Below are 15,615 nucleotides of genomic sequence, written 5' to 3' on the forward strand. Positions count from 1 at the left end.
CGTTCCGGTGGAGGCTCACATTCCGCATGGCGGGTCAGTGGTGGGTGGCGGTGAGGAGCAGGCGGAGGTGGGCGGTTCGCCAGGTTCGGGTGAGCCGGGCGGGGTCGGCGGTGGGCAGGGCGTCTCGGAAGGCTTCGAGGGTGGCGGCGGCGGTCGGGTAACCGGCCTCGGTGAGGGCGGCGGCGACCCGGGTGTACTTGGCGGTGGGGCGTTGCGCCGCGTGCAGGAGGCCGACGTGCGCGGCACCGGCGAGCAGGTCGAGGGCATCGCCGAGGGGGTCGGGGAGGGGTTCCGGGGCCAGGCGGAGCGGGGTGTCGCCGGTGTCGGGCGCCAGGTCGGGATGGACGGGACCGCAGGCGGTCTGCACGCAGATCGGATCGACGACCAGGGTGCCCTCGCCCCGCTGCACGGTGCCGCTGAGCAGGTGGGGCGTGCCGGCGAGGGCGGCGGCCAAGGCGTCCAGGGCACCCGGGCGGTATTGCGAGTGGTGGGCGGAGATGAGGGCGGGGTGACCCGACTCGTCGGTGACGGTGGCGCTCAGGCGTTGGTCACCGGGGTGGTAGGCGAGGTGCTCGACTCGGGCGACGTGCAGGACGCGGACGTGTTCGGCGGCGACGCGTGGGCGGATCAGGTGCGGGGGCAGGGCACCGAGGTCGGCGGCGCAGGTGGCGTAGTTCCGGACCACCAGGGCTGCCGGGAGGCTGGACCAGGCGTCGCCGATCGGCGTGGTGGTGGTCTGGCCGACGCGTGCGGAGGACAGGCGCAGGACGCGGCTGGCGCTGCGGTGCGCGGATTCGGAGACCAGGTTCGCCTCGGCCAGGCAACGCAGCGACGTGCCGCCGACCCGTTGCGCAGCCAGCTCGTGACCGGTGCACTTCTCCCCCGCGCCGACCGTCCACGGGTGGCGCAGCACCAGCACCGAGGCCGTGCTCGCGTCGGCGAAGTAGACCTCCGCGAGCCGTTCGCCCGGCACCCCGGAGATCCGGCAGCCGAGGCCGGTCAGGCGCACTCGCCGCAGTGGGGTCTCGCTCGGCTCGCCGGTGCCGAGGACCCGCGACCGCGGGCTCGCCCCGGCGGTGGCCGCGCGGTGCCGGGCGTGCAGTTCGGTCAGCAGTTCGGCGAACCGCCGGGCGCGGTAGTGCGCGCTGCGGGAGCGGTGGAAGCCGAGTTGATCGGCCAGTTCGGCGACCGCGGCGGCGGGCCAGCGCAGCTCGGCGGCTTCCAGTTCGCCGTGCAACCGGCGCAGGCGCGCGACCAGCACCGGGCTCGCGTCGGCGGCGCCTTCGAGCAGGAGCCGATCGGCGACGGTCAGCGCGGATTCCAGCCCGGTGCCCACCCGCACCCCGGTGCCGCCGACATCGAGCCGTGCCTCGGGCACGTCCGGCGCGCGTGAGTCGGCCGCCCGGAACGCCCACACCGCCAGCACGATCGCCTGCTCGCGTTTCGCCGCGGTGGTGTGCACGTAACCCAGGTCACCCGGGACCAGGAACCGGACCGTGCACGCGGGCAGTTCCACCTCGGCCACCGGATCGGCCGCACTCGGACGGTGGATCCGGGCCGAGTAACCGGATTCGTGCACCCGCCGGGCGGCGGTCAGCACCCGGCGGCCGAAGGCGGCCGTAAGCTCCTCGTCGGTGATCGCGCCCGGTGACGAAACCACCAGTTCGCCCGCTGGGTGCTGGTGCCGCCGCTGGTAGGCCAGCACCAGGCCGACCCGGTGGCGGCAGGTGCCCACGGCCCCGCACGAGCAGCGCGCCCCGTCGAACCCCGCATCGGCGGGCAACCGGGCTTCCGAGCCGTCGGCGAACCGGCCGCACAGCGTGCCGTCGTCGGTGGTCTCCAGCGCCGGGACCGTGCCCGCGTCGAGTTCCTTGACCGCCCGTTTGACCAGGCCGCGGTTGGCCAGCGCGACCAGGGCGGCGGGGGTGAGGGCCAGCAGGTCCGGGCGGGTCACCGGGCGATCCGTTCCGCGACGAAACCGGCCAGCTCACCCGGCGTCATGGCGCCGACCTGCGCCCCGGCGTTGACCAGCCGCTGCGCGAGTTCGCGGTGGTAGACCGGGGCGGCTTCCTCGTCCAGCGCGGCCAGCCCGAGCACCCGGGTGCCCTGGCCGGTCAGCCCGGCCACCGAGCGGATCAGCTCCCGTTCGTTGCCGCCCTCGTAGAAATCGCTGATCACGGCGACGATCGCGCGTCCGGGCGTGTCGATCAGCGAAGCGGCGTAGGCGACCGCGCGGGCGATGTCGGTCCCGCCGCCGAGTTGCACCTTCATCAGCAGTTCCACTGGATCGGTCACCTCCGAAGTGAGGTCGGCGAGTTCGGTGTCGAAGGCCACCAGGTGCGTGCTCAGCCCGGGCAGGCGCCAGAGGCAGGCCGCGGTGACGGCGGCGTGGATGACCGAACCGGCCATCGAGCCGGACTGGTCCACCAGCAGCACCAGCTGCCAGCGCTCGGACCGGCGGCGGACCCGGGACACGAACCGCGGGCTCTCGATCGCGATCCGCCGGGTTTCGGGCCGGTAGTGCGCGAGGTTGGCGCGGATCGTGCCGTGGAAGTCGAAGTTCCGCGCCTGGCGGAACTTCGACGGCCGGGTGGTCCGGGTGCCGTCGAACGCCCGGCCGATCTCGGTGGCCAGCTTCCTGGTCAGCTCGGCCACCACGGCCTCGACGATGCGCCGCGCCCGCGCCCGCACCTCCTCGTGCATCAGGTGCTTGGTGCGCAGGATGGCCCGCAGCAGCGTCTGGTTCGGCTCGATCCGTTCCAGCACGGCGGGGTCGGTGACCACGTCGTGGATCTCGTAGCGCTCGACGGCGTCACGCTCCAGTCGTTCGACGGTGGCTCTGGGGAACAGCCGGTGGACGCGGTCGAGCCAGTCCACTGTGGCCAGTACCGGAGCGCCGGAGCCGCCCCGCCGTTCGCCGCGCTCGGCCAACTCGGGATCGCGGCCGTACAGCCAGTCAAGCGCAACGTCCCGCCGAGCGGCGGCGCCGGTGAGGGCGCAGGTGTGCCGGGTGGCGGGCTCACCGAGTATCAGACGCCAGCGGAGCAAGCCGGGATCGGTCACCACAGGTCCTCCTCACGCGGTATCACTTGGTACTCCAAGACGACGGGATCGGCGGGAACGCGGACCGGCGAACGGCCCGCGGCACCGGTGAGGGCACAGGTGTGCCGGGTGGCGGGCTCGCCCAGCACCAAACGCCAACGGAGTAAACCGGGATCAGTCACCACAGACCCTCCCACGCAACAATGCATCCACTTGGACGCCAGGAAGACGGCACCGGTGAGGGCGCGGACCGGCGAACGGTGCCGCCCAGCGACACCGGCAAGGATGCGGATGTGCCGGGGGCGGGCTCTCCCAGCCCCGGCTTGCTTCGGCGGACCGGCGAACGGCCCCAACCGGCGGCACCCGCGAGGCCGCGGGTGTGCCGGGTGGCGGGTTCTCCCAGCACTAATCGCCAACGGCGCAAGCCGGGATGGTTCACCATAGGCCCTGCTCAGGCAACAGTGCGTCCACTCTGGACTCCAGAAAGACGGAATCAGCGGAACGCGGACCGACGAGGCCCCACCCGGCAGCGCCGGTGAGGCCGCGGGTGCTCCGATGAGCAGGCTGCCCGGGGAGGTTGCGCCCTCCGGCTCGGTCATCGCCATCGGCGGGGCCAGCACCAAGCTGGCGCCCACCACCGCGGTCGCGATCGCGCCACAGGAAAAATCTTGCGCATCAAAGCACCACCGCCAACGGAGCAAGCCGGGGCCGGTTACCACAGGCCCTCCTCCCGTAGCACCGCGTCCACTTTGGACTCAGCGGCGGCGGACGCGGCCAGTGCGACGGGATCGGCGGGGATGCGGATCAGCGAACGGCCCGATCCGGCGGTACCCCGGCGGGCGAGCAGGGCACCGGCGAGTACTTCGCGGTCATGCGGTGGGAAGTAGGCGAAGGCGTGCCGCAGGGCGGGTAACGCGATCAGGAAGTCCTCCTCGCCCATTCCGGTGACCAGGTCGTCGAGCACGGCGAGCACCCCGTCGGCGTGGTCGCCGTCGAGGACCTCCTCCCTGGCGAGCGCGAACAGACCGGCGAGCCAGTCGCCGAGGGTGCGGGGGCCGCCGTGGATCGCCTGGACCGGATCGCAACCCGCGCCCGAGGACCACACCAGGCCGAACGCGGCACCGCGGAGATCCGGTGGCGCGCCCGGGTCGGCGGCGATCCGGCGGCACGCCGCGGGCACCACCGAAGGCTCGATGCCGAGCACCGGGGCGGCGTACCGCACGGCGTCACGCAGGGCGACCATTGCGCCCAGCCGGCCGGGGTCGGCCGGGGCGGGACCGCCGCGCACGCCTTCGGCCAGCCACAGCACCCTGGGCACGGCGGCGGCCAGCACCGCGGCGAGCGGTTCGCTGCCCGCGGTGTGCCAGAGGTGGTCGTGCCGCCACAGGCCGAGCGCACCGGCGAGCACCCGGCCGAGCGCGCCCAGGTCCGACGTGGTGGCGATGCCCGCACGCAGTTCGGTGACCAGCCGCTCGGCCAGAGCGGTGACGCCGCACAACACCGCGTCGAACAGCAGCCCGGCCAAGTCGCCGAAAACCGCGTCGGCCGCGCGTTCGGCGAGCACGGCCGCGGCGGCGTCGGCTGGGGTACCGCCGTGTGCGCCCGCCTCGATCAGCATGGGCAACCGCAGGTCGGTGCCGGTCAGCCGCCAGTGCTCGGTCCATTCCGGATCGGCGCCGGAGGCCGGGCCGCAGACGCGCTCGAACCCGGGGATCTCCAGCACCCGCAGCCGGTGCAGGACCCGGCTGCGGTGCCCGTCGTGGCCGAGGTCCAGGCGGATCGGACCGTCGCCGTCCAGCCCCAGCTCGGCCAGTTCGGTGGTGACCGCGCGGACCAGCGGCGGGGCCGGGGTGCCCGGGTGGAGGCGGCCGGTGCGGTCGCCGGTGAGCGCGGCCACCATCTCGGCCACCACCGGATGCGACCCGGCGTGGAACGGGCCGTCGCTGCTCCACGGGAGCCGCTGGTCCAGGTCGTCGGTGAGCAGGGCACCCGCGAGCGCGTCGAGGATGTCGGCCCTGGCGGGCCGCGGGTGGCCACGCAGGTTCGCCAGGCCCGCCGCCAGCGCGTGGGCGGCGACCAGGTCGGCGGTCGACGCGGGCAGGCCACGCCGCCGGAGCCGGGTCACCACCGCCTCGAGCAGGCTGTCCGCCGCGGCGTCCGGCCCGCTCTCCCAGAGCCGCTGGTAGTACTCCGGCGACGGCATGCCGGACTGGTAACCGGTGAACGCGTCGAGCCGACGGAACGAGTACGGCACCAGGAAGCTCTCCCCGGTCGCGCCACCGGGCAGGGGCGGTAGCCCGGGCCAGCCGTCGGACTCCCCCACGGCGAGGCGTTCCAGTGCGGGCCGGTGGAAACCGCCGGTGACCACGACGACCGGCTCCGGCCCGGCGTCCGCGACGGCCGCACGCACCCAGGCGGCCATGTACTGTTCGCGCGCGGCGTCGTCCGGGCCGACGGCGGATTCACCGCGCAGGAGGTCGAAGTAGGCCGCCAGTCGCTCGGCCAGCCCGTCCGGCGGCTCGATCTCGAACAGCTGGTCCCACAACGAATCGACGTTGTCCACGGCGAAGGTGGCGCAGAGGCGGGTCACCGCCTCGGCGTACCGGTGCTCCGCGTCGGTGTACCGGTTGCGGCGCGCGGCCAGCGCGGGGTCCCAGGCGGGCAGGTCGATGAACCGCACCTGCGCGCCCACCGCCCGGCCGGTGGTGAGCGCGACCCACTCCGGCGAGTACTCGCAGAACGGGCTCCACGAAGCCATCGAACGCTGCCCGTCGCGGTAGTGGCTGAAGATCGCGATGGGCAGTTCGTGGCCGAGCAGCAGTTCGTCCAGCCGGTCGTTCAACTCGGCCGGGCCCTCGATGAGCACGTGGACCGGGCGGAGGCGGTCGATCACCGCCCCGGTCAGCCGCGCACAGGCCGGGCTGTGGTGGCGGACGCCGAGAAAGGTGGCGGGCATCAGCCGGGCAGCCGATCACGAGCCTCGTGCAGCGCGCGCCAGGCGGCGCCCTGCTTGCGAGGGACCTGCTGGTCGAGGTAGCGGCGCAGGCGCGCCAGGTCGTGCTCGCTGTCCTTGACCGCCGTTCCGGCGAGGCATTCGACCAGGTCCGCCGGGGAGCCGGGAGCACCGTGCAGGTACCAGCCCCGCACACCGACCGCGTGCGCCACCGAGACCGCCTCGGCGGTGCTCAGCGCGGCGGAAAGCCGTTCCATCGACCGGCCGTCGGCGGTGGTGCCCTCCCGCAGTTCCCGGAAGGTGGTGACCAGCACGGACAGCACGTCGCGGTCGGGCGCCGTGCCGACCCCGGACCGCCGGAGCAGGTCCGCCGCCTCGGCCCGGACCAGTTCCAGTTCGGTGGTGAAGTCGGCGATGGGGAACACGGTCTCGAAGGTGAACCGGCGTTTGAGCGCGGTGCTCATCTCGTTGACCCCGCGGTCGTCGGTGTTGGCCGTGGCGATGACGTTGAACCCGTGCTCGGCGAACACCGTGCCTTGCTCGCCGGTCAGCTCCGGAATGGCCAGCACCCGTTCGGACAGCAGGGAGAGCAGGCAGTCCTGCACCTCCAGCGGGCACCGGGTGAGTTCCTCGAACCGCACGACCCGGCCCTCGCGCATACCGCGCAGCATCGGCGCCGGCACCAGCGACCGGGGCGACGGGCCCTCGGCGACCAGCATCGCGTAGTTCCAGGAGTACTTGATCTGGTCCTCGGTGGTGGCCGCGCCGCCCTGCACGGTGAGCGTGGAATCCCCGCTGACCGCGGCCGCGATCAGTTCCGACAGCAGGGATTTCGCCGTGCCGGGACGGCCGAGCAGCAGCAGGCCGCGGCTGGTGGCCAGCGCCACCAGCGCCCGTTCCACCAGCGACGGATCGCCGACGAACTTGCGGCGGATGCCCGCCCGCTCGTCCCCGACGACGAACCGGCGCGCCGCACGCAGGCTCAGCGCCCAGCCGGGTGGGCGCGGGTCGTGATCGGTCTCGCGCAGGCGGGCCAGCTCGGCGGCGTAGCGCTGCTCGGCGGGCGGGCGCTGGACCTGCTCGGATGCGCGTTGCGGGGTCATTGGTGCACCCTCTTCCGTGCGGGCTCCTGAGTGGGGCTGGTGGCGGGAACCAGGCGGAGTGACCACTCGACCGCTGGTTCCTTCGTCGGGATCGATTGGGCTGTCACCGAGCACGCGGTGCGCGTGCTCGACCGAGGCGCGGCGGGGTGATCGTCGATTGCTCGCGGGTGCGTTGCCATCGCCTGCGGCTGGTCGCGTTGCGCGCCGCGCGGGGGTGTCCGGGTATGGAAGTCGCCGTCCTGCTGGTCCGGCTGTGTTCGGTGCCGGCCGGATGGGGCGAGGCTCGTGAGGTGTTCAGCCATCCCGGCGCGATCACCGCGTTGGCCGGGATGGCTCGGGTGGGCGAGGCTTCCGGCGAGCAGCTCGCGGCCTGGCTTTGCGCGGCGGGGCGCCCCAGGGGGTGTCATCGGATCGGCTCGATCAGGTCGGTGAGTTCGGCGAGCACCTCGGAGGCGGTCACCGGGTCCAGGTCGCCGAAGGGCGGGCCGGTCTCGGGTGGGTGCTGGTCGCCGCCGGGTTGGCTGGTCAGCCAGACCGCGGTGATCCGCTGCTCGGGGAATTCGTCGAGCAGGCCGACCGCGATGCCGGGGTCGAGGCCGAGCACCACGGCGTGCGTTTCGCCGACGCGCCGGAAGAGCCAGGGCTGGACACCGTTGTCGCGGGGTGCGGCTCGTTCCCAGCCGGATCGGGCCAGGCCGAACAGCTTGCCGGCGGGCACGGTGTGCTCGGCGAAGCGGTCGAGCCGGTTCTTCGTGCGTTCGTCCGCGGTGAGCTTGTGCACCTCGCGGCCGAGCTGGCGGAACGGTTGCAGGATCTCGTAATCGGCGAACACCTCGGCCCAGGCCGCCACGGTCTCACCGAGGTGGACCGGGTGGGCGATGCGAATGGTGTCGTGCTCGCGGAGCTGGATCCGGTTGTCGTCGAGATCGGCGAAGGTGCGGTCCTCGGCGATGCGGAACGCCCGCGCCCCACCGGATTCGGCTTCGGCGAGCCAGACCAGGCGGCGGGCGATGTGCCAGAGCAGCGGGTGCTCGACGAACAACCGCCGGAACTCCCCGGCCGTCCACTCGCGACCGCGCACCATCGCCCGCTCCAGCCGGCGGACCTGGTCGGCGGCGATCGTGCGCACGTCCTTCTTCAGCGTGGCGAACCGCTTGCGGGCGGCGGGCGCCAGTTCGGCGTCGTCGCGGACGCCGGGCTTGGGCAGTTCACGGCGGCGCTTGCCGTCGGCGTCGGCGACGAACGGCTTGAGCTGCTCGTCGAAGCCGACGTAGAACTGACGCGGCCCGTAGTCCAGCCGGAGCTTGCCTTCGGCGGACAGGCCGAAGTCGGGTACCAGTCGATCGGCCAGCTGCTCGGCGGTCAGGCCCAGCCCGGCAGCCACCTCGCCGATCTTCTGCGTGGCCCGGCCTTTCAGCGCCTTGAACTTCACCTTCTGCGAGATCGCGTGCAGCTGCACCAACGCGGTGTCGGTGCCCAGTGCGGCCAGCACGTCCAGGCCGAGCACCGCCCGGCTGTGCCCGCCCTCACCCGGCCAGGCGCGGATCACCTGGGCGAGCTCACGGGCGGTTCCGTCGTCGCCGAGCCAGGCGAGCGCGGTGAGCGGCCAGCCGTGGGTGCTCGGCGCTCCCGCCGCCTGCCACGCCTCGAACAATTCCCAGCCGAACCGGGCCAGCGAAGCGGGATCGGTCTGCTCGGCGACCAGTGCGACACCCGCATACGGCTGGTCGGGCCGGGACATCGCGAGCATGGTGAGGAAGTGGCGGACCGAGGCCGCGGGCAGCGCCGACTCACCGCCCCGCAGCAGGATCTGCGGCAGGGTGGCCGGATCCGCCCAGTCCGGCAGCTCCGGGATGCGGCTGGGCAGCACGTCGAGCGGGTCGGTGGCGAGCAGCTTGCCGACGGCGGCGGTGGCCGCCCGGCCGTGTGCCCGGGCTGCTTCGTCCACAGCGGAGGGATCGAGCAGCAGCAACGCGGCCTCGGCGGCGGACCGCGGCCCGCCCGGGGCACCGAGCGCGGCCGGGATGAGCAGGCTCGCGGCGGTGGTGCCGTGACGGGCCAGCCAGTTCAGCGCGACCTCGCGGGCCGGGCCCTTGAGCCGGGCCAGCCAGTCGGCCAGCAACCCGGCCACCTCCGCACTGGCGAACGGCAGCAGGAACCGCCCCGTGGCCTGGGGAACCGACCTCGCCACGTGCAGCGCCAGCGGCAGCGCCGCCAGCTCGTAGCGAGCCAGCGCGGGTGGCAGCCAGGATTCGGCGAACCACAGATCGCCTGGCCGCCACCGCGTCAGCAGCTGTTCGGCCACCTCCTCGGGGCCGTGTGCCAGCAGTTGGCCGGTCAGGTGGGGATCCAGCACACCGCGCCGCAGCTGCTCGACGGCGTTCGCCAGTGCCTCCGGCTGCCGGAAGGCCCAGGTTTCCCCGGCACGCCAGGCTTCGCGCTCGCCGGGCGCCCAGGCCACCGAGGGCGGCCCCGGATCGAGGTCGTCGAGCACCACCTGCTCGGTGAGGGCCCGCGGTCTGGTCCACGGTGGCGCGGTGAGCAGGGTCGGCAGCGCCGCGGCCGACGCCTCCGGCAGCGGGCGGTGGGCGGCGCGGATGCCGTCGATCACGGCTCTGGCGTGGGCGTCGAGGGCGGGCAGGGCGGCGTCGACGGCTTCGGGATCGGCCAGCACCTTGGCCGTCAGCAGCCGGGCGGCGAACCGCGCCGGTCCCGACGAGCCGGAGCAGCGCCGGGTGAGCACGCGCAAGGCCCGCACCGGGAACCGGCGCAGCGCCACCGGCAGGGCCTCGCGGGCCGGGCGCTGCTCGGCCAGGTCGAGCAGGCGCTCGAAGGCTTCGTCGGCGGGCAACGCGGCCAGCGCGTCGGCGATCCGCTTCGCCGCTTCGGCGCCGTAGTAGACCGCCCATTCGGCCAGCGCGGGCACCGCCGCGACGCCGACCCCGTCCACCAGCGTGGGCACCACTCGCGGCTCGCGCAGGGCCCAGGCCAGGGTGTCGGTGGTGCGCACGGCGTCCAGTTGCGCACCGCTGCCGAGCACGCACAACAGCGACACCGCGGGGGCGTGGTGGCCGTGTGCCAGCGCCTCGGGCACGAAGGCGTCGGCCCAGTCCGCTTCGCCGGGGGCCAGGAAGACGGCGATGCGGCGCTGACCGGGGGTCTGCCGGTGCGCGGCCAGGGCGGTGACCGCGCACCGGTAGTCCACTTCGGACGCCGCGGCCAGGTGCGCGCGCAGCCGGTACAGCAGCGGATCGGCGAGCAGACCGCCCCGCAGGAGGCCGGGATCCTGTTCCCGCACGTGGAAGCCGCCCGATTCCCAGCCTGCGGTCAACCGGGACAGGCGGGTGGCGGCTTCGGCGGCGAACGCGTACCCGTGGTCCAGCAGCCACGCGTCGGCCCAGGCGGCGAACCGGTCGGCAGTGGGCTTTTTCGGGGCCGTGCCGAGTTTCACCGCGGCCACGGTGGCCAGTGCGGCGGCGCCCAGCGTGGTGGGCTCCCCGTCGAGGAAGGCCAGGGCGGCCTTGGCCGGGGCGGGTTCACCCGATCGGTGCTCGACCGCGCCGCGCAGCAGGGGCACCAGTGCGGCCCGCTGGGCGGGCGCCGGGTGGCGGGGGCGCAGCGGCGGGCCCGGCATCCCGCCTCGGCGGGGGTGGACCAGGCGGAGCCAGTGAGCTGGGCGGACGAAGGCCGCTCCGGTGTTCCCGGGGGTGCCGGGAGGGTGGTGGTCGGGCATGTTTTCCCCCCTTGGTCGGTGATGGGGGGAGGCTAGGGTGGGGGTCTGACAGAAATGGGGGGTTGACGGGATTCGGGTTGGTGGGGGGCGGTGGGGCTGGTGTTCACTGGGGGGATGGACGGCGGGAACTTGTTCGGCGAACTCGCCGGGCTGGCCGCGGCGCTGGTGCCGGGAACGGCGCTGACGCCGGCGGCGGTGCTGCGCACGGCCGCCGAGCGGATGACCGGGCGGCGGCTTTCCGTGCGGGTCGGCGAGCACGACGTCGGGTTCACCGTGACCGCGCTCGACTACCAGGCCGACAGCCTGCGGCTGGCCGCGGGCAGGCTCGGTGACGTGCGGCTGGTCGCCGAAGGGGTGTCCTGGCCGGACACCCCGTTGCGCCGGGTCACCGTGCTCGGCCGGGACGTGCGCATCCGGTCGCTGCCGTCGATCACCGCGACCCCGGCTTCGGTGGAGCTGGAGGTCAGAGTCGCGGCGAAGGTGGTCACCGGGCGGATCGCCGAGCTGCGGCCGGAGTTGCGGGCCGAACTGGCGGACGGGTTCGCGCGGGTGCGCTGGAAGAAGGCACCCCGGCTCGGGCACCTCGACCTGGCGCCCGTGCCGGCCGACGGCGAGGTGCGATTGGTCCCTTGTGGGCTGCGGGTCGCCGGACTGCGCCTGCCACCGCGGATCGAGCCGATTTCCGTTGCCCTGCCGGAATTCCCGGAAGACTTGCGGTTGACCGCGATCGAAGCGCGGCCGGCCGAACTCGTGCTCCGGTTCAACGCCGGGCAGTGGCCCGGGCGCCTGGCCCGGATACCACTGCTCGACCTGCTGAACCGGGTGCTGCGGCCTACCGGCTGAGCCGCCGGTAGGCCCGGACCGACAGCGGCAGGAACACCGCGAGCAGCACCAGCGGCCAGGCCAGCGCCATCTCGGTGGCGTGCCGGACCACCCACGAATCCCCGGTCACCCCCGGATTGCCGAACAGCTCCCGGATCGCGGTCGACGTCGCCGACAACGGGTTCCACTCGGCGATCGCCCCGAGCCAGCCGGGCATGGTGTCCGGTGAGACGAAGGCGCTGGAGAGGAAGCCGACCGGGAACTCCAGCGTCTGCACCCCGGTCATCGCCTCCGGCCCGCGCAGGGTCAGTCCGATGTAGACACCCACCCAGATCAACGCGAAGCGCAGCAGCAACACCAGCGCGAACGCGGTCACCGCCTCCGCCACCGAACCGTGCACCGTCCAGCCGATGGCCAAGCCGGACAGCACCATCACCACCAGGGTGACCGCCGCCAGCACCAGATCCGCGACCGCCCGGCCGACCAGCACCGAGGCCGCGGCCATCGGCATCGCGCGGAACCGGTCGGTGACCCCGCGTTCGACGTCGGCGAGCACCGCGGCGGCGGTCATCCCGACCCCGAAGAGCATGGTCATCACGAACATGCCCGGCATCAGGAACTCGCGGTAGTCCCCGCCGCCGGGCACCTGCATGGCGCCGCCGAACAGGTAGGCGAAGATCAGCACGATCAGCACGTTGAACAGCAGGCCGAAGACGATCGGGCCGGGGTTGCGGGCCCAGTGCGCGAAACCGCGCCGGGTCAGCGTCCAGCTGTCGGCCAGCAGCCAGCGCGGGCCGTGGTCCACCGCGGGTGCGGTCATGCTCGGGCCTCCGTGAGTTGCAGGAACACTTCGTCGAGGGTGGGCAGGCGCAGGGTGAGGTCGTCGAGGCGGACGTCCGCCTCGTCCAGCGCGCGCACCACGCCGGGCAGCGCGGCGGCGTGCCCGGTGACCCGGACGCTGATGCGGCGGGTGTCGCCGTCGACGTCCGGTTCCCCGCCGAGCGCCTTCTTCAGCACGTCCACGGCCTTGCCGAGATCGGCCGCGTCGTGCGGCACGACGTCGATGCGGTCGCCGCCGATCCGGGATTTCAGCTCGGCCGGACCGCCTTCGGCGATGACGTGCCCGTGGTCGATCACCGCGATGCGGTCGGCGAGCTGGTCGGCCTCGTCGAGGTACTGGGTGGTCAGCAGCACCGTGGTGCCGTCGGCGACCAGCTCGCGCACGGCCTCCCACACCTCGTTGCGCCCACGCGGGTCCAGGCCGACGGTCGGTTCGTCGAGGAACAGCACGGCGGGCGCGAGGATCATGCTCGCCGCGAGGTCCAGGCGTCGCCGCATACCGCCGGAGTAGGACTTCACCGGCTTGGACCCGGTGTCGTCGAGGCCGAAGCGGGTCAGCAGTTCGGTGGCGCGCTTCCTGGCGGCTCGCCGGTCGAGGTGGTGCAGCCGGCCGAACATGACCAGGTTCTGGTAGCCGCTGAGCACCTCGTCGACGGCGGCGTGCTGACCGACCAGCCCGATGGTGCGGCGAACCCGGTGCGCCTCGGTCGCCACGTCGAAGCCGCCGACGCGCGCCCGCCCCTCGTCGAGGCGGACGAGGGTGGCGAGGATGCGCACCGAGGTGGTTTTGCCCGCGCCGTTCGGGCCGAGCAGGCCGCACACCGAACCACGGGGAACCCGCAGGTCGAAGCCGTCCAGGGCGAGCTTGTCCCCGTACCTCTTGCGCAGGCCGTCGGCTTCGACGGCGAACTCGTTCGTACTCATCGGACTCCCTTCCGTGCGCTGTACCGTACACCATACGGTTCGAATGGCAAAAGGGTGCCCCGGCGGGAGGAGCAAGGGGAGAGGTGGGCGGGACCCGGAGCCGCCGAAGTCCCGCCCACCCGTTCAGGGGGCGGGTGGCCGGACCCGCCGCGATGGGCGATCGTTCCGCTGTCGCAGCGGGCTCGGGGCCCACCGGCGCGGTGAAGGATATGGTCCAGACCATACCATTAATGGTCCAGACCAGTGGATCAAGAATCGCCCGCCCGGTCGAGCGAACGCGAAGTCCGCCTACCGGAGGGGCGCAACTCGACGCGTGTGGTCATACCACTTCAGTCGTAGTAGTCTGCGGTGATGCGGCGCAACCAAGCCAGGCGCGAGGCGCTCGTCGACGCGACCATCGAGGTGCTCGCGCGGGAAGGGGCCCGTGGGCTCACCTTCCGCGCGGTGGATGCCGAGGCCGGTGTCCCGGTCGGCACCGCCTCCAACTACTTCGCCAACCGCGACGACCTGCTCACCCAGGCCGGTCAGCGCATCCACCTCCGCCTCGGCCCCGAGCCCGCGGACGTCGAGGAACTCATGCGGGCGCCGCGTGACCGCGAGCTGGTGAGCAGGCTGATGCGCGACATCGTGCGGCGGCTGTCCGACGGGCGAACCAACTACCTCGCCCTGCTCGAACTGCGCCTGGAAGCCACCCGGCGCCCGGGACTCCAGGCCACGCTGACCGAGACGCTGAAGCTCAACCTCGCCCAGAACATCGACTTCCACCTGGCTTCCGGGCTGCCCGGCGACCGCGACACCGTGCTGCTGCTCTACCTGGCGATGACCGGCCTGGTGGTGGAGCACCTGACCCTGCCGGAGGTGCTCGCCCCCTTTCCGCTCGACGAGGTGATCGACACCCTGGTGACCCGGCTGACCCCGACCGGAACCGGCCGGGGGGTGGTCACCGCCGGCGGTGACCCGGGATAGTGGGCCCATGGAGACGATCGGCCGGGGACCGGTCGCGGTGGTGCTCGCCGAGGGCGACCGCGCGCTCAAGGTGTTCCCGGCACCGCTGAGCAGGCAGATCCGCGCGGCCCTGGACGCCGAACTGGCGACCCTGCGCACCCTCGCCGGGGCACGGCCGATCCTCGTCCCCGAAGAGCTCGTGGAACTGCCAGACGGCAAGCCCGCGCTGCGGATGGAACGCTGCGGGCAATCGCTCGCCGACCTCGTGGCGCACAACGGCCCGCTGTCCGCCGAGGACACCATCACCATCGGGCTGGCGTTGTCCTCCGCGCTCGCCACCGCGCACGAAGCCGGGCTCGTGCACGGCGGTGTGCACCCCGGGAACCTGTTGTTCCGGGAGACGGGCGAGCCGCTGGTCACCGACTTCGGCGTGGTGCTGCGGACCGCCTTCCCCCGCGATGTGCTGCCCGGCTTGGAGTTCACCGCGCCGGAGACCGTGCGCGACGGCACCCTGGCCGAAGCCGCCGACCTGTACGGGCTCGGGGCGGTGCTCCGGTTCGCGCTGACCGGTGAGCCGCCGTTCCACTTCCAGCCGGGGGAACAGGCCGGCGAACGCGTGCTCAAGGTGCTGCACGAAGCCCCCGCCCCGGTCGCCGGCGAACGGCTCGGCGAGCTGATCGGGCGGCTGCTGGCCAAGGACCCCGCGGACCGGCCGGACCACGCGGCGACGGTCGCCGAGGAGCTGTCGTGGTTGCGCGCGCCCGAACTGCCGCGCACCCCGGTCAAGCTGATCAAGCCGGTCGAAGTGAAACGGCGGGTGCCCGCCGAACGCCAGGGCAGGCTTGGCCTGGTGCTCGGCATCGCCGCCGCGCTCGCCCTGCTCGCCGCCGCGCCGATCCTGCTGCTCTCGCAGCGGTCCGCCGAACCGCCCGCCGCCGCGTCCGGGGCGGCGGTCCCGCTGGCGCCGTTGGTGCCCACGCCGGCCAAGCCGTTGCAGCTCGACCTCGCCGAACCGGAGGACCTCGGTGACACCGTGCGGCTGAGCTGGTCGACACCGGACGTGCTGGACTTCGTGGTGATCGTGGCACCGGCCGGGCAACCCAACAAGGCGACCTACGTCGACCGCAAGCGCACCTTCGACGTACCGGTGTCCCCCGGCCTCCAGTACTGCTTCGCCGTCCAGGGCACCAACGGTGCGCAGACGGTGGAAACCGACCCGAGGCCGATCCGCGGCGCGACCTGCAACCGGTGAG

The 15,615-nt window shown here is 73.3% G+C and carries 10 protein-coding genes; 3 read left to right on the plus strand and 7 right to left on the minus strand.

The features are described from left to right. Positions 1-34: 34 nt before the first annotated feature. The 5 genes from AC07EG_RS23935 to AC07EG_RS23955 form a co-directional block, all read right to left on the minus strand. Positions 35-1,954, minus strand: coding sequence for an SWIM zinc finger family protein (locus AC07EG_RS23935; RefSeq protein ID WP_478255389.1), 1,920 nt, complete (start codon positions 1,952-1,954; stop codon positions 35-37). Then, positions 1,951-3,063, minus strand: coding sequence for a VWA domain-containing protein (locus tag AC07EG_RS23940; protein ID WP_478255390.1), 1,113 nt, complete (start codon positions 3,061-3,063; stop codon positions 1,951-1,953). Before AC07EG_RS23940 ends, AC07EG_RS23935 begins: the two co-directional genes overlap by 4 nt. 691 nt (positions 3,064-3,754) lie before the next feature. Then, on the minus strand, positions 3,755-5,998 hold the full coding sequence (locus tag AC07EG_RS23945) for a DUF5682 family protein (RefSeq protein WP_478255391.1): 2,244 nt from the start codon (positions 5,996-5,998) through the stop codon (positions 3,755-3,757). Beyond that, a complete protein-coding gene (locus AC07EG_RS23950) occupies positions 5,998-7,098 on the minus strand; it encodes an ATP-binding protein (protein WP_478255392.1) in 1,101 nt (366 codons plus the stop codon). Before AC07EG_RS23950 ends, AC07EG_RS23945 begins: the two co-directional genes overlap by 1 nt. Before the next feature lie 403 nt (positions 7,099-7,501). Continuing rightward, on the minus strand, positions 7,502-10,732 hold the full coding sequence (locus AC07EG_RS23955; protein WP_478255393.1) for a DUF4132 domain-containing protein: 3,231 nt from the start codon (positions 10,730-10,732) through the stop codon (positions 7,502-7,504). 213 nt (positions 10,733-10,945) lie between these two features. On the opposite strand from AC07EG_RS23955, the gene AC07EG_RS23960 reads away from it, so the two are divergent. After that, positions 10,946-11,674, plus strand: a complete 729-nt coding sequence (locus tag AC07EG_RS23960) for a hypothetical protein (protein WP_478255394.1) — start codon at positions 10,946-10,948, stop codon at positions 11,672-11,674. On the opposite strand, the gene AC07EG_RS23965 is transcribed toward AC07EG_RS23960, so the two are convergent. Next, positions 11,664-12,473, minus strand: coding sequence for an ABC transporter permease (locus AC07EG_RS23965; RefSeq protein WP_478255395.1), 810 nt, complete (start codon positions 12,471-12,473; stop codon positions 11,664-11,666). The genes AC07EG_RS23960 and AC07EG_RS23965 overlap by 11 nt on opposite strands. Continuing rightward, on the minus strand, positions 12,470-13,417 hold the full coding sequence (locus AC07EG_RS23970; protein WP_478255396.1) for an ATP-binding cassette domain-containing protein: 948 nt from the start codon (positions 13,415-13,417) through the stop codon (positions 12,470-12,472). Before AC07EG_RS23970 ends, AC07EG_RS23965 begins: the two co-directional genes overlap by 4 nt. Positions 13,418-13,768: 351 nt before the next feature. Between AC07EG_RS23970 and AC07EG_RS23975 the strand changes: the two genes are divergently transcribed. Further along, entirely contained in the window at positions 13,769-14,383 is a 615-nt protein-coding gene (locus tag AC07EG_RS23975; RefSeq protein WP_478255397.1) for a TetR/AcrR family transcriptional regulator, read from the plus strand. 7 nt (positions 14,384-14,390) lie between these two features. Further along, positions 14,391-15,614 (plus strand): serine/threonine protein kinase, encoded by a 1,224-nt coding sequence (locus AC07EG_RS23980; RefSeq protein ID WP_478255398.1) that lies wholly within the window; start codon positions 14,391-14,393, stop codon positions 15,612-15,614. Position 15,615 lies beyond the last annotated feature (1 nt).

It is taken from the genome of Amycolatopsis sp. NPDC045836, from assembly GCF_056431745.1.

Coding starts and splice junctions, on each gene's coding strand:
- AC07EG_RS23980 (WP_478255398.1), top strand. CDS start 14,391: ATGGAGACGATCGGCCGGGGACCGGTCGCGGTGGTGCTCGCCGAGGGC.
- AC07EG_RS23970 (WP_478255396.1), bottom strand. CDS start 13,417: ATGAGTACGAACGAGTTCGCCGTCGAAGCCGACGGCCTGCGCAAGAGG.
- AC07EG_RS23945 (WP_478255391.1), bottom strand. CDS start 5,998: ATGCCCGCCACCTTTCTCGGCGTCCGCCACCACAGCCCGGCCTGTGCG.
- AC07EG_RS23955 (WP_478255393.1), bottom strand. CDS start 10,732: ATGCCGGGCCCGCCGCTGCGCCCCCGCCACCCGGCGCCCGCCCAGCGG.
- AC07EG_RS23950 (WP_478255392.1), bottom strand. CDS start 7,098: ATGACCCCGCAACGCGCATCCGAGCAGGTCCAGCGCCCGCCCGCCGAG.
- AC07EG_RS23960 (WP_478255394.1), top strand. CDS start 10,946: ATGGACGGCGGGAACTTGTTCGGCGAACTCGCCGGGCTGGCCGCGGCG.
- AC07EG_RS23975 (WP_478255397.1), top strand. CDS start 13,769: ATGCGGCGCAACCAAGCCAGGCGCGAGGCGCTCGTCGACGCGACCATC.
- AC07EG_RS23965 (WP_478255395.1), bottom strand. CDS start 12,473: ATGACCGCACCCGCGGTGGACCACGGCCCGCGCTGGCTGCTGGCCGAC.